Consider the following 23,686-nt stretch of genomic DNA (forward strand, 5'->3'; position numbering starts at 1 on the left):
CGGTCAGCGGCGGCGACGGGCGGCGGCGGAGAGCGCCCGGTGCAGCAGGCGGGCGTCGCCGAGCAGGGCGCGCAACCGGCGTTCCAGGCCGGCGATCGGGACCAGGTTCTGCGGGGCGCGCGGGTCCTTGTACGGGGTGGAGGCGAACCGGGGGAGGGTGACCAGAGAGAGGTCGGCCAGGGCGATGGCGTCGGTGGGCTCCAGGTCGGGCGAGCACTCCACCCGGACGATGCCGGCCCACGGCGCGCCCCGCGCCACCGGCAGCCGCAGATACCAGGACCAGCCACCCCAGCCGGTGCCCACCCGGAGCCGGAACACCGGACACCGCTGCCCCGGCGCCATCGCCGTCACCACCGCCGTCAGCCGGGCGTCGAGGTACTGGCTGTGCTGGGTCTTGACGTACCCGAGGGTGCGGGGCAACTGCCGCCGGGCCCGCAGCGGACCGTCCACCACCAGCAGGTCACCGTCGGTCCGGGCGGCGTCGGAGACGGCCACCTCCAGCGCGGTCAGCGGACCCTGCACGGCGGCCGGAAGCTTGCTCAGCTCGCCGCTGCCGCCGACCCGGTACACCGGGTAACGCACCGACCCGGCGACCATCTCCTGCGCCGACGGGCTGGCCGTGAACAACCCCCGGGCCACCCGGGCGCCGGCCATCTCCGCCGCGCCCCGCCCCAGGTCGCAGCGGACCACGCCGGCCGCGTACGACGCCGCCACGCCCGGGTAGGAGACCCCGTCGGCCTCGGCCGTCCAGACGCTGGCGTCGATCCGGCGCACCCCGTCGACCAGGAGCACCACCTCGGGGGCGTGCACCCCGTCCCGGGGACCGAGCGCCCGCCAGTCCGCCGCCGGCAGCTCCACGTCCGGGTCGACCTGGGCGCTGCTCGGCGCGGCCGGGCCACCCGGGGACGCCTCGAACGACGCCCCGTACGCCGGGTCCCACGCGTCCACGAAGAACTGCGGACGCCCCCCCGCCCCACTCACAGGCCCACCCGTTCGACGCGGGCGCTGCGGGCGTCCTTGCGGACCTCGAAGCGCACCGGAATCCGCTCGGCGAGCGCCGGCACGTGGGTGACCACCCCGACCATCCGGTCGCCCCGGGCGGCCAGGCCCTCCAGGGTGGCGGCCACCGTGTCCAGGGTGGCCGCGTCAAGGGTGCCGAACCCCTCGTCCAGCACGATCGACTCCAGGCTCGCCGCCGTCGTGGACATGCCGGCCAACTGCTCGGACAGCGCCAGCGCCAACGCCAGCGACGCCTGGAAGGTCTCCCCGCCGGAGAGCGTCCGCACCCCGCGCCGCAGGCCGGCGTCGTGGTGGTCGACCACGAAGAACTCACCCTTGTCGTGGACCAGGTCGTACTGCCCGCCGGAGAGTTCCCGCAGGATCCGGGACGCCCCGTCGACCAGCACGTCCAGCGCCTCCGCCAGCAGCCACCGCTCGAAGTTGTTGGCCCGCAGGTGACCGGCGAGCGCACGGGCCACCCGGGTCTCCCGTTCGTGCCCGGCCCGCTGCTCGCGTAGTTCGGCGGCCTGCTCGCGGCGCTCCACCAGCCGCCGGTGGGCCGCCTCGGCGCGTTCCACCGCCACGGTGGCCGCGCGGACCGGATCGTCGTCGGGGGGCAACCCGGCGACCGCGAAGATGCCGGCGATCCGGTCCTCCACCGCCTCGGCGGCGGCCTCCGCCGCCGTCACCGACGCCACCAGGTCCACCCGGTCCGCGCGCCGCCGGTCCGCCTCCGCGCCGGCCCATTCGGCCAGACCCGTCCAGGCGGCGGCGACGTCGTCCCGGTCGGCGGCCGGCGGGGAGAACCGGGCCAGCCGGTCCCGTACCGTGTCGAACTCCCGCCACGCGGCCCGCAGCCCCTCCTCGGCGGCCTCGAACGCGCCCCGGGCCCGCCGGGCGGCGTCCCGGCCCGCGCGCACCGCGCCCGCCGCCTCGTCCAGGGCCGTCCGCAGCCGGGCGTGCTCGGCCAGGTCGTGCCGCAGCGCCTCGGCGGTGGCGGCCCCGGCGAGCTGGGCGTCCACCTCGACCAGCCGGTCCCGCAGCTGGTCGTGCCGGGCCCGGACGCGCACCAGCGTCCGTTCCCGCTCCCGGGCGGCGGTGTCGCACTCCTGCGCCCGCCGCTTCGCCGCGTCGCTGGCGGTCCGTGCGGCCTTCCCGGCGGACACGGCCCGGGCCACCGCCGAGCCGGCCGGGACCGCCGGCACCCGGGGCACCATCTGCTCGCACACCGGGCAGCACGCCCCGTCGGTCAGCTGCGCCCGCAGCGCCACCGCCTGGTCGGCGGTCTTCGCGTCCTCGTGCGCCCGGAACGCCGCCTCCAGCTCGACCTCGGCCCGTTCGGTCGCCGCCCGCGCCTCGGCCAGCGCCGCCACCGTCGCCTCGTGCTCCGCCTCGGCCTCGGCCAGCGTCGCCGCCACCGACTCCACCTCACCGGTCAGCCGGTCCCGGTCGGCGTGTGCCTTCAGCAGCAGCCGCAGGGCGCTCTCGTCACCCGCCCCGGCCAGCTCGCCGCGGAGCTTCTCCTCGCGTTCCTCGGCCAGCGCCACCGCCTTCGCGGCCTGGTCGACGCCGGTCCGCGCGCCCGCGACCGCGCGGGCCACCTCGGCCACCCCGTCCGGCGCGCGCACCGCGTCCAGCACCGCCAGGTCGGCGTCGAGGGCGGCCAGCGCCGCGTGTGCCTCCCGCGCCGCCGTCCGGGCCCGGTCCCGCTCCGGTACGGCCTCCGTGACCGCCCCGGCCAGCTCGTGCGCCCGGGTGACGGCGGACTCCGCCCCGGCCAGGGCCGTGTCGTCGACGTCGGTCAGGCCGGCGAGGACCCGGTCGACCTGCTCCAACCGCGCCTCGGCCTTCCCGGCCCGCTCGGTGGCCCGCTTCTGCACCTCCTCGTAGACGCCGAGGCCGAGCAGGTTGACCAGGATCTGCTGCCGGGTGGCCGGCTTGGCGTGCAGGAAGTCCGCGAACTGCCCCTGCGGCAGCACCACGCAGCTGGTGAACTGCTCGTACGGCAGCCCGACCGCCTCCAGGACCGCCGCCTCCATCTCGGCCGGGGTGCCGGCCAGCACCTCGCCGAGATCCTCCGGGCTGAGCCCGGTGTCCAGCTTGGTGACGTCGAAGCCGGGCGGCATGAGCTGCAACCCGGCGTTGGCGGTCTTGACGGTGCCCCGGCCGTCCCGGCGGACCACCCGGGTGGCGACGTAGCGGTCCCCGGCGGACTCGAACACCAGCCGCACCCGGGCCTCGGTGGCGGACGGGGCGAGCGCGTTGGCCAGCCCGCGCGCCCCGCCCCAGCGGGGGACCGTGCCGTAGAGGGCGAAGCAGATCGCGTCCAGCACCGTCGACTTGCCCGACCCGGTCGGCCCGACCAGCGCGAAGAAGTCGGCGTCGGTGAAGTCGACGGTGGTCTCCTCGCGGAAGACGGTGAAGCCCGCCATGTCCAGCCGCATCGGGCGCATCAGCGGTCGACCTCCTCGAACAGCTCGTCGAACAGCTCCCGCACCCCGTCGTCGTCGTGCCCGCGACCGGTCAGGTAGTCGGCGAAGAGCTGCTGCGGCGACCGGCCGGCCCGCTGGGCGGTGCGCGCCCCGCCACCCGGGGCCGGCACCAGCTCCGGGTCGATCCGGATCTCCAGCGCCCGGGGGAGCAGGTCCTGGACCTCCTCGCGCAGCCCGGCGCGGGGCTGCTCGCGGACGAACACCCGCAGCCACCCCTCGGGCGGTTCCAGCTCGGCGAGCTGGGCCAGGGTGCCCCGGACCGTGCGCAGCGGCACCGCGGCCGAGACCGGCACCTCACGGACCTGCGCGGCGGTGCGGGCGGTCACCTCGACCAGCGTCACCGAGCAGACGTTCTCCTGCTCGCCGAAGTCGATGGCGATCGGACTGCCGCTGTACCGCACCGGACAGGGCCCGTCGACCCGCTGGGCCCGGTGCAGGTGCCCGAGTGCCACGTAGTGGGCGGTGCCCGGGAAGACCGTGGCCGGGACGGCGTACCCCATGACGGTGTGCGCGTCCCGTTCGCCGCCGCCGGTGCTCGCGCCGACCACGGTCAGGTGCGCGGTGACCAGGTGCACCCGGTCGGGTTCGGCGAAGCCCTCGGTGAGCCGGGCGAGCACCCGCCCCAGGTGGTCGGCGTACGTCTGGGTGGCCTCGGCGGCGGTCAGCTCGTACATCTCCACCGCGCGGACGGCGTACCGGTGGGAGAGGAACGGCAGCGCGGCGAGCTGCCAGCGCTCGCCGTCCCGGGTCGTCCCGTCGATCACCAGGTCGGCGGGGTCGGTGTCCCGCACGCTGCCGCGCAGCACGATCCCGGCGGCCTCGGCCCACGGGCGCAGCGCGTCCAGGGCCGGGCCGTTGTCGTGGTTGCCGCCGATGGCGACCACGTCCGCGCCGGTGCGGCGCAGCGCCGTCAACGCCCGGGTGACCAGGCGGGTGGCCTCCGGGGTGGGGGAGCCGGTGTCGTAGAGGTCACCGGCGACCACGACCAGGTCGGGCCGCTCCTGCCGGGCGATCTCGATGACCTGGGCGAGGACCTGCTTGTGCTCCTCGGCGCGGGACTGGCCCTTGAGGACCTTGCCGACGTGCCAGTCGGAGGTGTGCAGGATCTTCACTGTGCTGGCCTTTCGTTCGTGACTGCGGGGCTCCGCTGCGCTGCACTCCTCGCACTCACCGGTTTCGATCCCCCTAGAACGGGATGTCGTCGTCGGCGCCGCCGGAGCCGACCACGGCGAACGGGTCGGCGGCCTGGGTGATGGACCGGAGCGTCCCCGACGGGGCGTGACCGGCCTCGGAGACCCGGGTGGCCCAGGCCGGGAACGGGAACTCCAGGCAGAGCGGCACCGGGATGTCCGGCTGGTTGACGAACATCGTGCCCGGCTTCGCCAGCAGCGCCCGCTGCCGCTGGGCCGGCGGGAGGAAGCCGTACTCCGGGCGGGACGCCTCGGCCGGGTCGAGCCGGCCGACCACCCGGATCGCCGAGTTGGTGACGATCCGCCGTTCCACCTCGCTCGCCGTCTGCTGCGCGCCGACCAGGATCACCCCGAGCGAGCGGCCCCGCTCGGCGATGTCGAGCAGCACCTCCTTGATCGGGGAGGAGCCCTCGCGCGGGGCGTACTTGTTCAGCTCGTCGAGGACGACGAAGAGCAACGGCCGGGCGGTGCCGGCCTTCTCCTTGCGCTCGAACTCGCCGCGCAGCGTCACCCCGACCACGAACCGCTGCGCGCGGTCCGGCAGGTTGTGCAGGTCGACCACGGTGACCTGGGCGCTCTCCGCCGTGTTGATCGAGTGCGGACGGCGGGTGGCGAGGTCGCCGCGGATCAGGCGGCCCAGGTCCTTCTTGCTGCCGATCAGCCGTCGGGCGAAGGCGTTGACCGTGCCGATGCCGACCGCGCTGCCGGTCCAGTCGCTGCGGGTCTCGTCGTCGTTGAGCTGCTCGACGATGTGGTCGACCAGGTCGGTGTAGGAGCCCAGCCGGACGCCGTCGATGCTCACCCCGCAGTCGGCGGGCTGGGCGTACCGGGCCAGATGGGCGGTGACCGCATGCACCACCATCGTGTACTGCTGGCGTTCGTCGTCGGCGTCGGCGAAGACGTACGGCAGGAGCCGGTCGGCGCAGAACTCGCTCAGCGTCCAGTAGAAGCTGTCCACGCCGGTGAGCCGGCTGCTGACGTCCGGCGTGCCGGAGGAGTCGCCGACCCGGGGCGGGGCGTGCACCCGCACGTCGGGGAAGGCCCCGGCGGCGAGCCCCAGCTTCGCGTACGCCGCGCGGGTGGCGTCGTCGAGCCGGGTGTTCGGGTGGTCGAGGAAGAGAAGGTCCTCGCCCTTGACGTTGAAGATCAGCGCCTTGGCGTTGACCGCGTCGCCGCCGAGCACGCCGGAGCGGAACACCGAGTAGAGCAGGAAGGTGGCGAAGCTGGTCTTGGTGGCCACCCCGGAGATGCCGGAGATCGACACGTGTGCGCCCCGGCTGCCGTCGAGGAAGTCGGCGTTCAGGTAGACCGGCACCCCGTCGCGCCCCGTCCCCATCGGGATGCGCCGTTCCATCCGGTCGAAGTGCAGCGCCCGGGCCCGGGCGTCGCCCTCGGCGCGGCGCACCACCGCGCCCGGGGTGGGCGGGACGTACAGCTCCGGGTCGACCCGGGTGGTGGTGATCTCGGCGGCCTCCTGCACCTGGGCCGGGAGGGTGCCGTCGGCGATGGCGAAGACGTCCGAGTCGAACTGGGCGCCCTCGTGCCGGGCCCGGACCTGGGTCACCACCCCGGCGATGGTCACCGGCTCCCGGTCGGGCAGCTCACGCCGGGTGACCACCACGTCGTCGAGCTGGAGGTAGCTGTCGTCGGAGACCGCCGTCCAGAACTGGAGCGGGGTGGCGTCGGCGGTGCCGAGAACCCGTCCCACCGCCTCGCCGGAGCCGTCGAACGCGTCGTCGGCCGTCACCGGGCCGTCGTCGATCATCGCCGGGCCGTCGTCGATCATCGCCGGGCTCCGCCGGCCGGGCTGTCGGTCATCGCCGGGCTCCGCTGGTCAGTCGCATTCGCTCAGGGCACACGTGCTGCATCCTGCCCCAGCGGTACGACAGGTTGCCAGTTGCGACCCGGTCAGTCCCGGGCGTGGCGCAGCATCAGCACCCCGTCGTCGGTGGCGAGGACGTGCCGCAGCGGCAGGTCGCGCGCCGGTCCGGCCGACCCGGCGGTGATCCGGCCCGCGCCGGGGCCGGCGAGCAGCGGCGCGACCGTCAGGCAGACCTCGTCGACCAGGTCGGCGGCGGTGAGCGCGCCGAACAGCTGCGGACCGCCCTCGCAGAGCAGGTGGTGCAGGCCACGTCGGCGCAGCTCGGCCAGGCCGGCGGCCAGGTCGACCCGGCCGGTCCCGCACCGGACCAGATCGGCGACCTCGGTCAGCCCGGCGGGGGCGGCGGCGTCGTCGGTGGTCAGGACGACCGGGCGGACCGGGGCGTCGGCGAGGGCGGCCTGCGCCGGGTCGAGGCGGAGCGAGCCGGAGACCACCACCAGCGTCGGGTACGCGGCCAGCCCGTGCGCCCGCCGCCAGGCGCGTCGGGTCTCGTCGAGGCGTACCGCCCGGTAGCCCTCGTGCCGCAGGGTGCCGGCGGCCACCACGAGCGCGTCGCAGAGCATCCGGAGCAACCCGAACACCCGCTTGTCCGGCTCGCCGGAGAGGCCGGCGGAGTAGTCGTCGAGGGCGACCGCGCCGTCGATGCTGGTCACGAAGTTGACCCGGAGGCGGGGCCGGTCGCCGCGACCGTAGAGGGCGGTCAGGGTCTCGTCGTCCAGCGGCCCGTCGGCCGGTCCCGGCCAGGCGCGGTGGATCGGAATCCGGACGCTCATTCGCTGGCCGGACCGGTGACCGGAGGGGTCGGCGCGGGGGTACGGTGCTGACAGTCGCACCAGTTCCGGCCCGGGCAGTCACCGTGCCGTTTCGCCCGGCACGCTCGGCAGATCATGCTGGCAGCCTATGCCGAGGGAGGATGGACAGCATGCCGCGTCAGATCTTCCAGTTGCGGATCTCCCTGGCCGGGGTCCGGCCACCGGTCTGGCGGCGGGTGCTGGTGCCCGGTGGGTACACCCTGGACCGACTGCACCGCGTGGTGCAGCACGCCATGGGTTGGCGGGACTGCCACCTGCACAGTTTCGAGATCGACGGGGTGCAGTACGGCGCCCCCGACCCGGACGACGGGCTGGCGTTGCGCGACGAACTGGACACCCGGCTGGACACGGCGGTGGGCAAGGGGAGCCGGTTCCACTACACCTACGACTTCGGCGACTGGTGGGAGCACGACCTGGTGGTGGAGGACGTGCTGACCGCCGACCCGGACGGGCGCTACCCGGCCTGCCCGGACGGCGAGCGCGCCTGCCCGCCGGAGGACGTCGGCGGCCCGGCGGGATACCACCTCCTGCTCGACGCCCTGGCCGATCCGGCGCATCCCGAGCACGACGCGATGCGCGACTGGCTGGGCCGCCCCTTCGACGCGTCCGTCTTCGACGCCGGCCGGGCCGAGACCCTGCTGCGCCGGTTCTGCTGATTCCGGCCGGACCGACCCACCGTCCACCCCCGCCGGCCGGCGGGTTCCCTGGTTGACCGACGCGGGATGCGACGTCCCGGGCTGTCCCGCATCCCGGACGTCCAGGGTTGCCGCGTCCGGAGTTGATCACCGATTCCGGTAACGATATGGGAACGCTCCCACGATCTATTGACACGTCCGTTACCCGCCGGCAATCTCATGGGAGCGCTCCCGAGGCGCCCCCACCACACACGAAAGCCTCACCGAAAGAGGGGTCAGGATGAGCCTCACCTTCCGCCGCCGGCGGTTCGCGGCCCTCGCGCTCGCGTCCGTCGCGGCGATCGCCAGCGTCGCGGCCTGCGGCAGCGACGACTCGGACACCGGCAGCAGCTCCGGCGGGAAGATCACCCTCGTGGTCGACGTCTTCGGCGACCAGGGCTTCGGCTACGACGAGCTCTACAAGCAGTACGAGGCCGCGAACCCGAACGTGACGATCCAGGAACGGGGCAAGGGACTCGGCCTGAGTGACTACAACACCCGACTGACCCAGCAGATCACCGCCGGGTCCGGCGCCGGTGACGTGGTCGCCCTCGAGGAGGGCACCATCGTCCAGTTCTACGCCCAGGCCGACAAGTTCGTGAACCTGGCCGACCACGGCGCCAACGACCTCAAGGGCAACTTCCTGCCGTGGAAGTGGGAGCAGGGCACCACCCCCGACGGCAAGGTGCTGGGCCTCGGCACCGACGTCGGCTCGATGGCGCTGTGCTACCGGAGCGACCTGTTCAAGGCCGCCAACCTGCCCACCGACCGGGAGCAGGTCGCCCAGCTCTGGCCGACCTGGGACGCCTTCATCGAGACCGGCAAGAAGTTCGCCGCCGCCGACCCCAAGCACAAGTTCGTCGACTCGGCGACCAACTTCTTCAACGTGGTGCTGATGCAGGTCGCCGGCGCCGGCACCGGCTACACCTACTACGACAAGAGCAACAAGCTGGTCATCGGTGAGAACCCGGACGTCCGGACGGCGTACGACCTCACCACCAAGATGATCGACGCCAAGCTGTCGAACAACCTCCAGTCCTTCTCCAACGAGTGGAACGCCGGCTTCAAGAACGGCACCTTCGCCACCATCGCCTGCCCGGCCTGGATGACCGGTGTGATCAAGGGGCAGGCCGGCGACGCGGCGGCCGGCAAGTGGGACATCGCCAAGGCCCCGGGCAGCGGCGGCAACTGGGGCGGCTCCTTCCTCGCCGTGCCGAAGTCCAGCAAGAACGCCGCCGAGGCGGCCAAGCTGGTCAAGTTCCTGACCGACGCGAAGGGCCACGTCGAGGCCTTCAAGAAGGTCGGCAACCTGCCGTCGTCCCCGCAGGGTCTGGCCGACCCGGCGGTCGCCGACTCCACCAACCCGTACTTCAGCAACGCCCCGGTCGGCAAGATCTTCGCCGCTGGCGCCTCCGAGTTGAAGCCGGTGTACCTCGGCCCGAAGAACAACGCGGTCCGGACCGCCGTGGAGAACACCCTGCGCGCGGTCGAGCAGGGCAAGTCCGCGGGTGAGCAGTGGGAAGCAGCGCTGAAGAACGGTGCGGCCGCCGGCAAGTGACCCTGGACGAGCTGCCCACGGGTGGCGTCGACGGCGGAAACGCCTCGACGCCACCCGCGGTGCCGCCCGACGCCGCCGGGACACGGGCGGCGTCGCCTGACGTGAAGGACCGCTGATGAGCCTCGACCTGCACGCCGAAGCGCCCCCCGACGGACGCCGGCCCCGCCCCGCCCCCGCCGAACGGGGACGCCTCGCCGCACTGAGCCGGCTGGACCTGAAGTACTCGCCCTACCTCTACGTCCTGCCGTTCTTCGTCATCTTCGCCGTCTTCAGCGCGTACCCGATCGGATACACGGTCTGGATCGCGCTCACCGACCGCTCCCCGCTGAACGCCACGATCAGCTTCGTCGGGCTGGACAACTTCGTCGAGCTCTTCACGAACGACCCGCAGTTCTGGAACGCGGTCTACAACACCTTCGGGATGTTCGTCCTCTCCACCGTGCCGCAGCTGCTGATCGCCCTGATGCTGGCGAACGCGCTCAACCGGCGGCTTCCCGCGCAGACGTTCTTCCGGATGGCCATCGCCATGCCGATCATCACCTCGACCGCCGTGGTCGCGCTCATCTTCTCGATGATCTACGCGCGCGAGTTCGGCCTGGTCAACTGGGCGCTCGACCTGGTGGGCATCGACCCGATCGACTGGCGGGCCAACCGGTACGCCTCCTGGTTCGCCATCTCCACCATGGTCGACTGGCGGTGGATCGGCTACAACGCCCTGATCTACCTCGCCGCCATGCAGTCGATCAGCAAGGACATGTACGAGGCGGCGTCCCTGGACGGCGCGTCCCGGCGACGGCAGTTCTGGTCGATCACCATCCCGCAGCTCCGCCCGACGATCATCTTCACGCTGATCATCTCGACCATCGGCGGGTTGCAGCTCTTCACCGAGCCGCTGCTGTTCACCAGCGGGGCCGGCGGGATCTCGGGCGGCTCCGAAGGCCAGTTCCAGACCATCACCATGTACCTGCTCGACGTGATGAACACCCGCTTCCGCTGGGGGTACGCCGGCGCGGTCGCGCTCGTGCTGTTCCTGCTGATCGCGCTCATGTCGGTCGTGAACTACCTGCTGGCCCGTCGGATCAGCTCGGACAAGTGAGGGTGCGCAGATGACGACCACGACGCTCCGTCCCCCCGTACGTCAGCCGTCGCCCCGCCGCGAGCGGGGACACAAGGCCGCGCAGCTCTGGAAGGCCAGCCCGCTCACCTGGGTCGGCCTGGTCCTCGGGGTGATCCTCTCCCTCTTCCCGTTCTACTGGATGATCGTCATCGCGTCCCGCACCAACGACGCGGCGAACTCCTGGCCGCCGCCGTTCCTGCCCGGCGGCAAGCTCGGCGAGAACATCGAGCGGGTGCTCGCCAACGGCGACGCGAACGTGCTCAAGGGCCTGATGAACTCGTTCCTGGTCTCCGGGACGATCACCGTCGCCACGGTCTTCTTCGGCTCGCTCGCCGGGTTCGCCTTCGCCAAGCTGAAGTTCAAGGGCAAGAACGCGCTGCTGCTGGTCATCCTCGCCTCGATGATGGTGCCGATCCAGCTCGGTGTCCTGCCGCTGTACATCCTCATGGCGAAGCTGGAGTGGCTGAACACGATGCCGTCGGTGACGGTGCCGTTCCTGATCGGTGGCTTCGGCATCTTCATGATGCGGCAGTACGCCGAACAGGCCGTGCCGAACGAGCTGATCGAGGCGGCCCGGGTGGACGGCTGCTCCACCTGGCGGATCTACTGGCACGTGGTCGCCCCGGCGCTGCGTCCGGCCGCCGCGGTGCTCGGCCTGCTCACCTTCATGGAGCAGTGGAACCAGTTCTTCTGGCCGTTCGTGGTCCTCGCCGACCCGTCGAACCCGACCGTGCAGATCTCGCTGCGCAGCCTGAACACGGCATACTTCGCCGACAACTCGCAGATCTTCGCGGGAACGTTGATCGCCACCCTGCCGTTGTTCGTGATGTTCATCCTGTTCGGCCGCCAGATCATCGGCGGCATCATGGAAGGTGCGGTCAAGTCGTGAGCAACCCCGCCACCCCACCCGGTGTCGACCTGCTGGACCAACGCCCGGAGCTGACCTTCCCGCCCGACTTCCTCTGGGGCGCGGCCACCGCCGCCTACCAGATCGAGGGAGCCGCGACCGAGGGCGGCCGGACCGCCTCGATCTGGGACACCTTCAGCCACACCGAGGGGCGTACGGTCGCCGGGCACACCGGCGACGTGGCCTGCGACCACTACCACCGGATGCCGGCCGACGTACGGCTGATGGCGGAGCTGGGGCTCAGGTCGTACCGCTTCTCGATCTCCTGGCCCCGGGTGCAGCCGGGCGGGTCCGGACCGGCGAACCAGGAGGGCCTCGACTTCTACCGCCGGCTCGTCGACGAACTGCACGCCCACGGCATCGAGCCCTGGGTGACCCTCTACCACTGGGACCTGCCCCAGGAGTTGGAGGACGCCGGAGGCTGGCCGGCGCGGGACACCGCCAGCCGGTTCGCCGACTACGCGGCGCTCGTGCACGACGCCCTCGGCGACCGGGTGCGGTACTGGACGACGCTGAACGAGCCCTGGTGCTCGGCCTTCCTCGGGTACGGCTCCGGGGCGCACGCCCCGGGCCGCTCGGCCGGCGTCGAGGCGGTCCGTGCCGGGCACCACCTGATGCTCGGGCACGGCCTGGCCACGCAGGCGCTGCGCGCCGGCCGGCACGCCGCCGAGGTGGGGGTGACCCTGAACCTCTACCCGGTCACCCCGGCCGGCGACTCGCCCGACGACGCCGACGCGGCCCGCCGGATCGACGGGTTGGCCAACCGGTTCTTCCTCGACCCGATCCTGCGCGGGCGGTACCCGGACGACCTGGTCGCCGACCTGCGTCCGGTCAGCGACTTCGGGCACGTCCGGGACGAGGACCTGGAGATCATCTCCAGCCCGTTGGACCTGGTCGGCGTCAACTACTACAGCCGGCACGTGGTCGCCGCGCCGGTCGAGGGCACGGCTCCGGAGAAGTACTGGCGGGCTCCGTCCTGCTGGCCGGGAAGCGAGTCGGTGCGCTTCGTCACCCGGGGTGTCCCGGTCACCGACATGGACTGGGAGATCGACGCCCCCGGTCTGGTGGAGACGCTGCGCCGCGTGCACGAGGAGTACACCGACCTGCCGCTGTACGTCACCGAGAACGGGTCGGCCTTCGTCGACGCGGTCGTCGACGGTCGGGTCGACGACCCGGACCGGCTGGCGTACTTCGACGCCCACCTGCGGGCCGCGCACGAGGCGATCAGCGCCGGGGTGCCGCTGCGCGGATACTTCGCCTGGTCGCTGATGGATAATTTCGAGTGGGCGTGGGGCTTCACCAAGCGCTTCGGCATGGTGTATGTCGACTACGACAGCCAGCTCCGCGTCCCGAAGTCCAGCGCCAGGTGGTACGCCGAGGTGATCCGACGCAACGGTCTGGCCGCACAATAGGCCGCACGGCCAGCCAGTAACGGGCGGCTCCGGCGGTGCCCTCTCCCGAGGGTCCGCCGGAAGCGTCCGACGTCGGAGGAGCAGACGATGACAACCCAGCGCACCCGCTCGCTCGGGCGCCCGACCCTCGACGCGGTGGCGGCCCGCGCCGGCGTCGGACGCGGGACGGTCTCCCGCGTGGTCAACGGCTCGCCGCAGGTGAGCCCGGAGGCTCGGGCCGCGGTGCAGCAGGCCATCGCCGAGCTGGGCTACGTGCCGAACCGGGCCGCCCGCGCCCTGGTCACCCAGCGTACCGACTCGGTGGCCCTGGTGGTCTCCGAGTCCGGCGAGCGGGTCTTCACCGAGCCGTTCTTCGCCGGCATCGTCCGGGGGATCAGCTCCGGACTGCTGGAGACCCCGATGCAGCTCTGGCTCGCCATGGCCCAGTCGCCGGTCGAGCGGGAGCGGGTCGAGCACCACCTGACCAACCAGCACGTCGACGGCGTCCTGCTGCTCTCCCTGCACGACGCCGACCCGCTGCCCACGCTGCTGGAGGAGCGCGGCCTGCCCACCGTGCTCGGCGGCCGGCCGGCGCGGATGCTGCGACCCGGGGCCCAGCCCGCCTACTTCGTGGACGTGGACAACGTCGGCGGCGCCCGGCAGGCGGTGGAGTACCTCGCCGCCCAGGGCCGGCGGCGCATCGCCACGATCGCCGGCCCGCAGGACATGGGCGCCGGCCTGGCCCGGTTGACCGGCTACCGGGAGGCCGTCGCGGCGACCGGCGGCCAGGTCGACCCGGCGATGGTCGCGTACGGCGACTTCAGCGAGGGCAGCGGGACGGCCTGCATGCGTCGGCTGCTGGAGTCCTGCCCGAACCTCGACGCCGTCTTCGCCGCCAGTGACCTGATGGCGTACGGCGCGTTGCGGGCGCTGCGGGAGGCCGGCCGACGGGTGCCCGACGACGTGGCGGTCGTCGGGTACGAGGACTCGCCGCTGGCCCGGCAGTCGGATCCGCCGCTGACCACGGTCTTCCAGCCGGTGGAGGAGATGGGCCGGCAGATGGCCCACCTGCTGGTCTCCCGCATCCGCGGCGAGGACCTGCCGGCACCCTACGTCCTCCTCGACACCCACATGGTGCCCCGCGCCTCCGCCTGACGTCTCCCTGCGCGGCTCAGGTGCCAGCCTCCTGGCCCCGCCGCGTGCCCGTGGTGGAAGGGTGGCGAGTTCTCACGCTGAGTGGTTCTCTGCCACCCCGAAGCGTCAGGCGGTGGTGTGGCGGCGCAGTTCGCGGCGGGCGAGGGAGGCGCGGTGGACCTCGTCCGGGCCGTCGGCGAGGCGGAGGGTGCGGGCCTGCGCCCAGAGCGCGGCGAGCGGGGTGTCCTGGCTGACCCCGGCCCCGCCGTGCGCCTGGACGGCCTTGTCGATCACCCACTCCGCCATCGCCGGTGCCGCGATCTTGATGGCCTGGATCTCGGTGTGCGCGCCCCGGTTGCCGACGGTGTCCATCAGCCAGGCGGTCTTGAGCACCAGGAGCCGGGCCTGTTCGATCCGGACCCGGGACTCGGCGATCCACTCCTGGACCACGCCCTGCTCGGCCAGCGGCCGGCCGAACGCCACCCGGTCGAGAACCCGCCGGCACATCAGGTCCAGGGCCCGCTCGGCCATCCCCACCAGCCGCATGCAGTGGTGGATGCGCCCCGGCCCGAGCCGCGCCTGGGCCATGGCGAAGCCGCCCCCCTCCACCCCGACCAGGTTCGCCACCGGCACCCGGACATCGGTGAAGTCGATCTCGGCGTGCCCGCCGTGCGCGGCGTCGGTGTACCCGAACACCGTCATGCCCCGGCGGATCGTCACGCCCGGGGTGTCCCGGGGCACCAGGATCATGCTCTGCTGCCGGTACCGCTCGCCGTCCGGGTCGGTCTTCCCCATCACGATCAGCAACTCGCAGCGCGGGTCCATCGCGCCGGACGACCACCACTTCCGCCCGTCGACGACGTACTCGTCGCCGTCCCGGACGATCCGCGTGGCGATGTTGGTGGCGTCGGAGGAGGCGACCGCCGGCTCGGTCATGCAGAACGCCGACCGGATCTCGCCGGCCAACAGCGGACGCAGCCAGCGCTCCTGCTGCTCCCCGGAGCCGAACGCGGCGAGCAACTCCATGTTGCCGGTGTCCGGCGCGGCGCAGTTGAGCGCCTCCGGGGCCAGGTGCGGGCTGCGGCCGGTCAGCTCGGCCAGGGGAGCGTACTGGAGGTTGGTCAGGCCGGCCCCGTGGCGCGGATCGGGGAGGAAGAGGTTCCACAGACCCCGGGCTCGCGCCTCGGCCTTCAGTTCGGCCAGCACCGGCGGGCGCGCCCACGGGTCACCGGCCGCCGCGACCTGTTCCGCGTGCACCGCCTCGGCCGGGTAGATCCGCTCCTCCAGGAACCGCAGCAGCGCCTCGCGCAGCTCGGTGGTGCGGGCGTCGAAACCGAAGTCCATGTGTCCCTCCCCGAGCGGCGCGCGGGCCGCCCTCGTGTCCCGTCCGGTTCCCCTGCGGCGTGCCGGTCAGCCGTGGCCGCCGGTGGCGGCCAGCCCGTGCGCGACCAGCGGCGCCACCAGATCGCCGATCCGGTCGAACCCCCCGCCGAGGGTCTGCCCGAGGGTGTGCCGGTAGTGGATCCCCTCGCAGATCACGGCGAGCTTGAAGCAGCCGAGGGCCACGTGCCAGTGCAGCGGGCCCACGTCCACGTCGGCCCGGCCGGCGTACCGCTCGATCAGCTCGGCGCCGGTGGGGAAACCGGCGCGGGGCCCGAGCCCGTCCGCCACCGGGTTGCCGGCGGCGAGGTCCGAGTCGCCGAGCACGTCCCAGTAGGTCAGCAGCAGCCCCAGGTCGGCCAGCGGGTCTCCGAGGGTGGCCATCTCCCAGTCGAGCACCGCGCGGACGGCGACCGGCTCGACGGTGGCGAGGAGATTGTCCAGCCGGTAGTCGCCGTGCACGATCCGGCCCTCGTTCGCCCCCTCCGGGACCGTCGCGGCGAGCCGGTCACGCAGCTCGTCGACGCCGGGCAGCGGCCGGCTGCGGGAGGACTCCAACTGGCCGGCCCAGCGGCGTACCTGGCGGGCGAGGAAGCCCTCCGGACGGCCGAAGTCGGCGAGCCCCACCTCGGCCGGCGGCACCGAGTGCAGGGTGGCGAGGGTGTCCATCATCGCGGTGGCCAGGTCCCGCCGTTGCCCGGCGCTCAGCCGGTCGGTCTGCGCGCGGTCGCGGTAGACCACTCCGTCGACGCGTTCCATCAGGTAGAACGGCGCGCCGATGACCGCCGGGTCGGAGCAGAACAGCAGCGGGGTCGGCACCGGCACCCCGGTCGGGGCGAGCGCGCTGATCACCCGGTGCTCCCGGGCCATGTCGTGCGCGGTGGCCAGTACGTGACCCAGTGGGGGGCGGCGCAGCACCACCTCCCGGCCGCCGATGGCCAGCAGGTAGGTCAGGTTGGACTTCCCGCCGGCGATCAGCCGGGCCCGCGGCGGGCCGTCGGCCAGGTCGGGCCGGTGGGTGGCCAGGTAGCCGGCGAGCCGGTCGAGATCGAGCCCGCGCGGGGGCGACCCGGCGGGAGGGGCCGAGCCGGTCCCCGGCCGGAGCGCGTCGACGGCCGGATCGGTCATCCGAATAGTTGATGGCACCTCGGCTCATCGTGTCAAGACGTGTTTTTCGCCCGGGACACCGCGCGGCAACAGGGGCGAAACGCCCGTCGGACACGCTGGGGACCAGCCTGCCGGACGTGTACCGGCCCGCCTGCCGGGAACACGCGCCGGCCGCCGAGCGATGGGGGACAGACATGCTGCTGAGAGTTCGGGTGACCCTGCCGGACCGGCCCGGCACGCTCGGCCAGGTGGCCCGCACCCTGGGGGTCTCCGGCGCCGACATCGTCCAGGTGGTGGTGCTGGAACGGCTCGGTGGCCGTGCGGTCGACGACTTCACCGTGGTCTGGCCGGGCGCCGGCCGGCTGGAGCGGCTGATGGCCGGCCTCGCCGCGATCCCCGGCGTCCAGGTGGACGGGGTGTGGCGGGCGATCGGCGCGCCGACCGCCACCGGGCAGGACGCCGAACTGCTCACCCAGGTGGCGGCGAACCCGGCCGACGGGTTGGCCACCCTGGTCGACGCGGTGCCCGGCCTGCTCGCGGCGGACTGGGCGGTGGCGGCGGTGGTCCCCGTCGACTGGGCCTCCTCGGGCGGCGGCACGGCCACCGTCGGGTACGCGAGCTGGCGTACCCCGACCGGGCCCAGCCTGCCGGAGGTGACCCCGCTGCGCTCCCGCGCGCTGACCGCGCCCGACGGCGGCCACCACGCGGTCGCGCCGTTCGGCCGGGCCGGGCTGGTGCTCGTGGTGACCCGCGGTGCGACGGAGATGTTCTCCCCGGCGGCCTTCCACCGCACCGAGGTGGACCGGTTGGCCCAGTTGGTGCGGGCCAGCGCGGTGATCCTCGGCGACCGGCTCGACCTGGTGGGCGCCCCGGCGTCCCCGACACCCGGGGGGCGGCCGTGACCCTGTGGCGGATCCGGGCCACCGTGGACGACCGGCCCGGTTACCTGTCCGTGCTCACCGCCAGCCTCGCGCTGCGCGGGGTGAACATCCTCGCCGTGCAGGTGCACACCACCGAGGCCGGCGCGGTGGACGACTTCCTCGTCGACGCGCCGGAGACCCTCGGCGAGGCCGACCTGCTCGCCGCCGTCGAGAAGGGGCGGGGCCGCAACTGCTGGGTGGCCCGCAGCGAGGCGCGCGGCCTGGTCGACCAGCCGACCCGGGTGCTCGGGCTGGCCACCCGGCTGGTCCGCGACCCGGACGCGACCGGTGAGGCGCTGCGCGCCCTGCTCGGCGCGGAGACCGTGACCTGGCGGCCGGTGCCCGTCGGCGTGGCCGGTCCGGCCGGCGTCGGCGGCACGGTGACGGCCGGCGTCGACGGCACCCGGATGCGCCTCGGCGACGGAGCCGGTGGCTCCTTCGACCTGGCCCGCGTCGCGCCGGACTTCACCCCGGCCGAGTACGCCCGGGCGCAGGCGCTCGTCGAACTGGCCGCCACCGTCGTCCAGCGCGCCGCCGAGCAGGTCACCCTGGTGCTGCCCGACGGCTCCGAGGTGGTCGTACGCCCGGCCGGTCCGGACGACCTTCCCGCCGTCCTGGCGTTGCACGAGCGGTGCTCGGCGCGGAGCCTGCACCGCCGTTACCTCTCCGGGGCGGGACGACCGTCGCCGGAGCGGGTGCGGCGGCTGCTCGACCCGGCCCGGGGTACCACCCTGGTCGCCGTCGAGACCGACCCTGCCGGTTCGGCGGAGTCGGTGGTCGCGATGGCGAACCTGCTCGGCGAGGGAGACCAGGCCGAGGCGGCGCTGCTGGTCGCCGACGACCGGCAGCGCCGTGGCCTCGGCGGCGCGCTGCTGCGCCGGCTGGTCGCCCGGGCCGACCGGGCCGGGTACGCGGCGCTGGAGCTGCACGTGTACACCGGCAACACGCCGATGCTGCGGACCCTGCACCGGCTGGGCCGCCCGATGCGCCTGGACCGGGACGGCTCCGTGGTGACGGTCACCCTGCCGCTCGACCCCCGGCCCAGCCCGGCCCGCGCCTGATCGCGCGGGGGCCAGCGTTCCGACGGCCGACGGGTGGGACCCGGCGCGTGGCCGGGCCCCACCCGCCGTCGGTCAGGTCGCCGGGTAGCTGTTGTAGTCGGGGAAGTTGCCGTAGAGGCGTCCGTCGCCGCCGACCGTGACCGCCTGCACCAGCAGGTCACCGCCGACGAACGCGCCCTTCCAGGAGGCGCCCCGGCCGCCGAAGGGCTCGTCCCGGTCGCCCCGGGAACGCGGCTTGTTGATGCCGACCTTGAACGCCTGGAGGTCCACCGCCAGCTTCGCCGCCTCCTCCTCGTCGTCGCAGGCGAGGCTGGCGACCAGCGCGCCGTTGGAGGCGTTCATCGCGGCGAGCAGCTCGTCGGTGGTGTCCACGACCACGATGGTGTCGACCGGGCCGAACGGCTCGGCGTGCATCAGCCGGGACCGGCCGGGCGGGGCGAGCAGCACCGACGGGGCCACGTAGGCCGAGGTGTCCTGCCCGGCCAGGAACGGTGCGCCGTCGAGCTTGCCCCGGTAGAGCGGGACCGCGCCGCCCCGGACCGCCTCGTCGACCTTGCGGCGCAGCTCGTCGGCCTTGGTCGAGCTGATCAGCGGGCCGAAGTCCAGTTCGGGCAGGGGGTCACCGGCGGTCCAGTCGTCGCCGACGGCGAGCGGGTGACCGAAACGCACCGAGCGGACCACCGGCAGGTACATGTCGAGGAACTCGTCGACCAGGTCGCGCTGCACGACGAAGCGGGGGTACGCGGTGCAGCGCTGCTTGCCGTACTCGAAGCCCTTCTTCAGGTGCTTGGCGAGCATGTCCCACTGGGAGAAGTTCCAGATGCCCCAGGCGTTGAGGCCCTCCTGCTCGATGAAGTGGCGCTTGTCGGAGTCGAGCAGCGCGGCGGCGACCTTCCCGCCGTTGGAGCGCCCGCCGACGAAGGCCACCGCACCGATCTCCGGGGCGCGGACGAGCACCTCGGAGAGCTCCTCGCCACCGCCGGAGACGAGGGTGGTGGGCAGTCCGGCGCGGCGCATCAGCGCGTGGGCGACGGTGAGGCAGACCGCGCCGCCCTGCGAGGGGGTCTTGGCGATGACCGCGTTGCCGGCGAGGAGCTGCACCAGTTCGGCGTGGACCAGCACGCTCATCGGGTAGTTCCAGCTGGCGATGTTGCTGACCGGGCCGGGGAGCGGCTCGCGTCCGTCGGCGAGCATCCGGTCGATCTCGTCGACGTACCAGCGGACGCCGTCCAGCGCCCGGTCCACGTCGGCGCAGGCCAGCCGCCAGGGCTTGCCGATCTCCCAGACCAGCAGGAGGGCCAGCAGGTCGCGGTGGGCGCCCAGCGCGTCGAGCGCCTCGTTGACCCGGGCCTTCCGCTCGGCCAGTGGGGTCTCGGCCCAGTCGCGGTGCGCGGCGGCGGCAGAGACCACGGCGGCGCGGGCCGTGGCGGCGTCCAGCCGGGGCAGGTTGACCAGGATCGTGTTGTCGACCGGGGTGCGCACCGGGCTGGGCGTACCCGTCGAGGCCCAGTCGCCCTCGATCAGGTTGCGCAGCGTGGTGGTGCCGTCGGGGCCGGCGGGGTCGAACGCCTCGGGGGCGGTCTGGACGGCCCGGGCCAGGGTCTCTGACCAGGCGGTGCCGTCGGCGAGTCGTAGAGCCATCGCGATCTCCTCAGGGTCTTCCAGTGGAGCGGCGGCATCGACGGCACCGCTTGGCGGTACTGTCCCGTGCCCGGATCACCGGCGGCAACAGTACGTTCGTATGCCAGGACACCCGTCCACTGTGGCGAGCCGGAAAGTCGACCCACCGTTCCGTACATAACCTCGCTGAGCTGCTGCTACGGAGACACTACATTCTTAGTTGTCGATGGTGTGATTCACTCCGGCTTGACAGGAAAGGGCTTTCCTGGGTGGGTGGCCCGGGTCGGGGTCGCCCCGGGCCGGGTCGCCGCTGGTGGCGGGGTTGTCGGAGGCTTCCGGGGGTGCCGGCGAGCGACCGCTCTTCACAAACAGGTGAGACGACCGTTACATTGTCGCGTATCCATGGGAGCGCTTCCACGTACGAGTGGACGGTGCTTCCCGGACTCTTCACCACCACCACCATCGCCCGGCGGCGTCGCGCCACCACCCGCCGTCCCGCCGACGTCGCCGGGCGCCCTACCGGACAGGAGCACCGGTATGCGTCTCCGCACCGCCCGCGGTCGGTCCGCACCACCCTGGTACCGGCGTCTCGTCGCGGCCGGCGCCGCGCTGACCACCGGACTCAGCCTCGCCGTCACCGGCGTCGCGCCGACCCCCGCCACGGCCGCCCCCGCCTTCAACTACGCCGAGGCACTCCAGAAGTCCCTCTTCTTCTACGAGGCCCAGCAGTCCGGTGACCTGCCGGACTGGAACCGGGTCTCCTGGCGGGGCGACTCCGCGCTGCGCGACGGCGCGGACGTCGGCCTCGACCTGACCGGCGGCTGGTACGACGCCGGCGACCACGTCAAGTTCGGCTTCCCGATGGCGTTCAGCACCACCATGCTCGCCTGGGGCGCGGTCGAGTACCGGACCGGTTACGCCGCCTCCGGCCAACTGCCGCACCTGCTCAACAACCTGCGCTTCGTCAACGACTACTTCATCAAGGCGCACCCCGCCCCGAACGTCCTCTACGGACAGGTCGGCAAGGGCGACGACGACCACAAGTGGTGGGGCCCGGCCGAGGTGATGCCGATGGCGCGGCCGGCGTACAAGATCGACGCGAGCTGTGGCGGGGCGGACCTGGCCGGAGAGACGGCGGCGGCGATGGCCGCGTCGTCGATGGTGTTCCGGCCCACCGACCCGACCTACGCGAACACCCTGCTCACCCACGCCCGGCAGCTCTTCACCTTCGCCGACACGGTGCGGAAGAACTACCACGAGTGCATCACCGACGCGACCAGCTTCTACCGCTCCTGGAGCGGCTACCAGGACGAGCTGGTCTGGGGCGCGATCTGGCTGCACCGGGCCACCGGCGAGGCGAGCTACCTGGCCAAGGCCGAGGCCGAGTACGACAAGCTCGGCAACGAGAACCAGTCGACCACGAAGTCCTACAAGTGGACGATCGCCTGGGACAACAAGCAGTTCGGCGCGTACGTGCTGCTCGCCGCGCTGACCGGCAAGCAGAAGTACCTCGACGACGCCAACCGGTGGCTCGACTACTGGACCGTCGGCGTCAACGGCCAGCGGGTGCCGTACTCGCCCGGCGGGATGGCCGTGCTCGACTCCTGGGGCGCGCTGCGCTACGCCGCGAACACCGCGTTCGTCGCGCTGCTGCACAGCGACAAGATCACTGACGCGACCCGCAAGGCGCGCTACCACGACTTCGGCGTCCGGCAGATCAACTACGCGCTCGGCGACAACCCGCGCAACTCCAGCTACCAGATCGGCTTCGGGGCGAACTCGCCGAAGAACCCGCACCACCGCACCGCGCACGGCTCCTGGTGGGACAGCCAGACCGTACCCACCGAGACCCGGCACGTGCTCCACGGCGCGCTGGTCGGCGGTCCCTCCGCGGCCAACGACGCGTACACCGACAGCCGCTCGGACTACGTCATGAACGAGGTGGCCACCGACTACAACGCCGGCTTCAGCTCCGCGCTGGCCGCGCTGACCGCGAAGTACGGCGGCACCCCGCTGGCCGGATTCCCGGTCGCCGAGCAGCCGGACATCGACGAGCTGACCGTGGAGACCACGGTCATGCAGAACGAGTCGCGCTCGGTCGGGCTCAAGGTCATGGTCTACAACAAGTCCGCCTTCCCGGCCCGCGCGCTCACCGACGCGAGGTACCGGTACTACTTCCGCACCGACGGCACCTCCCCGGTGCAGGTCACCCCCGGCTACACCCAGGGCTGCCCGTCCCCGTCGACCGCCCGCCAGGTCGAGGGCGACCTCTGGTACGTCGAGGTCGACTGCACCGGGCACACCATCGCCCCGGCCGGTCAGTCCCAGCACCGGATGGAGGTGCAGTTCAAGATCGGGGTGCCGGAGGGCGGCACCTGGGACCCGACCAACGACCCGTCCTGGCAGCCCACCGCCGGCCCGAACCCGAAGGTGCCGCTCTACTCCGGCGGTCGGCGGGTCTGGGGCGAGGAGCCGACCGGCACCACCCCGGACACCACCCCGCCGACCGTGCCCGGCACCCCGGTCGCGTCCGGGCTGAGCGCCACCGGCGTCACCCTGACCTGGCCCGCCTCCACCGACACCGGCAGCGGCGTGGCCGGCTACGAGATCGTCCAGGAGATGGTCGGCAGCGACGCGCTGGTCGTGCACCGGGCCACCACCAACACGCTGACCCTCACCTCGCTCATGCCGGCCCGCAACTACCGGTTCTGGGTGTCCGCCCGGGACCGGGCCGGCAACCTGTCGCGTTCCTCGGCGGTGGTGTCGGTGACCACTCCGGCCGGTGACGGCCCGGACACCAGCGCGCCGACCCCGCCCGGCACCCCGACCGCCTCGGCGGTCGGCCCGACCGGACTCACGCTGGCCTGGGGGCCGTCCACCGACAACGTCGGCGTCACCGGCTACCGGGTCTACCGCAAGGACTGGCCGGTGGACACCCTGGTCGCGACGGTGCCCGGCACCACGTACCCGGTGACCGGACTGACCCCGGCGACCGCGTACGCGTTCTACGTGGTCGCGGTGGACGCCGCCGGCAACCCGTCCGCCCCCTCGCCCACGGTCACGGTGACCACCGCGCCGGCCACGCCGGGGTCGTCCTGCCGGGTCGGCTACACCACAAGTGACTGGAGCACCGGGTTCACCGCAACGGTGACCATCACCAACACCGGCACCGCCACGCTGACCGGGTGGAGCCTCGGCTTCAGCTTCCCGGCCGGTCAGCAGCTGGTCCAGGCGTGGTCGGCGAACGCCACCCAGTCCGGGGCGGCGGTGACCGCGACGAACCTGGCGTACAACGGCACCCTCGCGCCGGGGGCGTCGACCAGCTTCGGCTTCAACGGCACCCACACCGGCAGCAACCCGAAGCCGACCGCGTTCACCCTCAACGGCTCACCCTGCACCGTCTCCTGACCCACCTTTGCGCAGATCTTGGACAGTTGCCGTC

Annotated in this window: 17 protein-coding genes; 9 read left to right on the forward strand and 8 right to left on the reverse strand. The window is 73.0% G+C overall.

Going from position 1 to position 23,686, the window contains the following annotated elements; translation table 11 throughout:
• Positions 1-3 precede the first annotated feature (3 nt).
• The 5 genes from QSK20_RS05430 to QSK20_RS05450 form a co-directional block, all read right to left on the reverse strand.
• Positions 4-981, reverse strand: coding sequence for a hypothetical protein (locus QSK20_RS05430; RefSeq protein WP_285787440.1), 978 nt, complete (start codon positions 979-981; stop codon positions 4-6).
• The gene (locus QSK20_RS05435; RefSeq protein ID WP_285787441.1) at positions 978-3,452 is read right to left on the reverse strand and encodes an AAA family ATPase; all 2,475 of its coding nucleotides are present in this window, start codon (positions 3,450-3,452) and stop codon (positions 978-980) included. Before QSK20_RS05435 ends, QSK20_RS05430 begins: the two co-directional genes overlap by 4 nt.
• Positions 3,452-4,603: an exonuclease SbcCD subunit D gene (locus QSK20_RS05440; RefSeq protein ID WP_285787442.1), complete on the reverse strand. Its 1,152-nt coding sequence runs from the start codon at positions 4,601-4,603 to the stop codon at positions 3,452-3,454. The genes QSK20_RS05435 and QSK20_RS05440 overlap by 1 nt, the downstream gene beginning before the upstream one ends.
• A gap of 73 nt (positions 4,604-4,676) precedes the next feature.
• On the reverse strand, positions 4,677-6,446 hold the full coding sequence (locus tag QSK20_RS05445) for an ATP-binding protein (RefSeq protein WP_285787669.1): 1,770 nt from the start codon (positions 6,444-6,446) through the stop codon (positions 4,677-4,679).
• Positions 6,447-6,589: 143 nt separating this feature from the next.
• A complete protein-coding gene (locus tag QSK20_RS05450) occupies positions 6,590-7,336 on the reverse strand; it encodes a pyrimidine reductase family protein (protein ID WP_285787443.1) in 747 nt (248 codons plus the stop codon).
• A 149-nt stretch (positions 7,337-7,485) separates the two neighbouring features.
• On the opposite strand from QSK20_RS05450, the gene QSK20_RS05455 reads away from it, so the two are divergent.
• The 6 genes from QSK20_RS05455 (at position 7,486) to QSK20_RS05480 (ending at position 14,177) form a co-directional block, all read left to right on the forward strand.
• Positions 7,486-8,031, forward strand: coding sequence for a plasmid pRiA4b ORF-3 family protein (locus QSK20_RS05455; protein WP_285787444.1), 546 nt, complete (start codon positions 7,486-7,488; stop codon positions 8,029-8,031).
• Positions 8,032-8,290: 259 nt separating this feature from the next.
• Entirely contained in the window at positions 8,291-9,607 is a 1,317-nt protein-coding gene (locus QSK20_RS05460; RefSeq protein ID WP_285787445.1) for an extracellular solute-binding protein, read from the forward strand.
• A gap of 115 nt (positions 9,608-9,722) precedes the next feature.
• Complete coding sequence (locus QSK20_RS05465; protein WP_285787446.1) at positions 9,723-10,703, forward strand: carbohydrate ABC transporter permease; 981 nt, start codon at positions 9,723-9,725, stop codon at positions 10,701-10,703.
• Between the two features lie 10 nt (positions 10,704-10,713).
• Positions 10,714-11,613 (forward strand): carbohydrate ABC transporter permease, encoded by a 900-nt coding sequence (locus QSK20_RS05470; protein WP_285787447.1) that lies wholly within the window; start codon positions 10,714-10,716, stop codon positions 11,611-11,613.
• A complete protein-coding gene (locus QSK20_RS05475) occupies positions 11,610-13,043 on the forward strand; it encodes a GH1 family beta-glucosidase (RefSeq protein ID WP_285787448.1) in 1,434 nt (477 codons plus the stop codon). The genes QSK20_RS05470 and QSK20_RS05475 overlap by 4 nt, the downstream gene beginning before the upstream one ends.
• An 87-nt stretch (positions 13,044-13,130) precedes the next feature.
• Positions 13,131-14,177 (forward strand): LacI family DNA-binding transcriptional regulator, encoded by a 1,047-nt coding sequence (locus tag QSK20_RS05480; protein WP_285787449.1) that lies wholly within the window; start codon positions 13,131-13,133, stop codon positions 14,175-14,177.
• A 105-nt stretch (positions 14,178-14,282) separates the two neighbouring features.
• On the opposite strand, the gene QSK20_RS05485 is transcribed toward QSK20_RS05480, so the two are convergent.
• Together QSK20_RS05485 and QSK20_RS05490 are read right to left on the reverse strand one after the other, a co-directional pair.
• Positions 14,283-15,500: an acyl-CoA dehydrogenase family protein gene (locus QSK20_RS05485; protein WP_285787450.1), complete on the reverse strand. Its 1,218-nt coding sequence runs from the start codon at positions 15,498-15,500 to the stop codon at positions 14,283-14,285.
• Positions 15,501-15,566: 66 nt separating this feature from the next.
• Positions 15,567-16,664, reverse strand: coding sequence for a phosphotransferase family protein (locus tag QSK20_RS05490; RefSeq protein WP_285787451.1), 1,098 nt, complete (start codon positions 16,662-16,664; stop codon positions 15,567-15,569).
• 173 nt (positions 16,665-16,837) lie between these two features.
• On the opposite strand from QSK20_RS05490, the gene QSK20_RS05495 reads away from it, so the two are divergent.
• The gene (locus QSK20_RS05495) at positions 16,838-17,545 is read left to right on the forward strand and encodes an ACT domain-containing protein (RefSeq protein ID WP_285787452.1); all 708 of its coding nucleotides are present in this window, start codon (positions 16,838-16,840) and stop codon (positions 17,543-17,545) included.
• Complete coding sequence (locus QSK20_RS05500) at positions 17,542-18,624, forward strand: GNAT family N-acetyltransferase (protein ID WP_285787453.1); 1,083 nt, start codon at positions 17,542-17,544, stop codon at positions 18,622-18,624. The genes QSK20_RS05495 and QSK20_RS05500 overlap by 4 nt, the downstream gene beginning before the upstream one ends.
• A 72-nt stretch (positions 18,625-18,696) precedes the next feature.
• Here the strand turns inward: QSK20_RS05500 and QSK20_RS05505 are convergent, their stop codons facing one another.
• Entirely contained in the window at positions 18,697-20,265 is a 1,569-nt protein-coding gene (locus tag QSK20_RS05505) for an aldehyde dehydrogenase family protein (RefSeq protein WP_285787454.1), read from the reverse strand.
• A 516-nt stretch (positions 20,266-20,781) separates the two neighbouring features.
• Between QSK20_RS05505 and QSK20_RS05510 the strand changes: the two genes are divergently transcribed.
• Complete coding sequence (locus QSK20_RS05510; RefSeq protein WP_285787455.1) at positions 20,782-23,652, forward strand: glycoside hydrolase family 9 protein; 2,871 nt, start codon at positions 20,782-20,784, stop codon at positions 23,650-23,652.
• The last annotated feature ends 34 nt before the right edge of the window (positions 23,653-23,686 follow it).

The sequence above is a fragment of the Micromonospora sp. NBRC 101691 genome (assembly GCF_030269285.1).
Lineage (GTDB): Bacteria > Actinomycetota > Actinomycetes > Mycobacteriales > Micromonosporaceae > Micromonospora > Micromonospora echinospora.

Coding starts and splice junctions, on each gene's coding strand:
- QSK20_RS05495 (WP_285787452.1), top strand. CDS start 16,838: ATGCTGCTGAGAGTTCGGGTGACCCTGCCGGACCGGCCCGGCACGCTC.
- QSK20_RS05465 (WP_285787446.1), top strand. CDS start 9,723: ATGAGCCTCGACCTGCACGCCGAAGCGCCCCCCGACGGACGCCGGCCC.
- QSK20_RS05460 (WP_285787445.1), top strand. CDS start 8,291: ATGAGCCTCACCTTCCGCCGCCGGCGGTTCGCGGCCCTCGCGCTCGCG.
- QSK20_RS05445 (WP_285787669.1), bottom strand. CDS start 6,446: ATGATCGACGACGGCCCGGTGACGGCCGACGACGCGTTCGACGGCTCC.
- QSK20_RS05485 (WP_285787450.1), bottom strand. CDS start 15,500: ATGGACTTCGGTTTCGACGCCCGCACCACCGAGCTGCGCGAGGCGCTG.
- QSK20_RS05455 (WP_285787444.1), top strand. CDS start 7,486: ATGCCGCGTCAGATCTTCCAGTTGCGGATCTCCCTGGCCGGGGTCCGG.
- QSK20_RS05490 (WP_285787451.1), bottom strand. CDS start 16,664: ATGACCGATCCGGCCGTCGACGCGCTCCGGCCGGGGACCGGCTCGGCC.
- QSK20_RS05510 (WP_285787455.1), top strand. CDS start 20,782: ATGCGTCTCCGCACCGCCCGCGGTCGGTCCGCACCACCCTGGTACCGG.
- QSK20_RS05480 (WP_285787449.1), top strand. CDS start 13,131: ATGACAACCCAGCGCACCCGCTCGCTCGGGCGCCCGACCCTCGACGCG.
- QSK20_RS05435 (WP_285787441.1), bottom strand. CDS start 3,452: ATGCGCCCGATGCGGCTGGACATGGCGGGCTTCACCGTCTTCCGCGAG.
- QSK20_RS05470 (WP_285787447.1), top strand. CDS start 10,714: ATGACGACCACGACGCTCCGTCCCCCCGTACGTCAGCCGTCGCCCCGC.
- QSK20_RS05505 (WP_285787454.1), bottom strand. CDS start 20,265: ATGGCTCTACGACTCGCCGACGGCACCGCCTGGTCAGAGACCCTGGCC.
- QSK20_RS05450 (WP_285787443.1), bottom strand. CDS start 7,336: ATGAGCGTCCGGATTCCGATCCACCGCGCCTGGCCGGGACCGGCCGAC.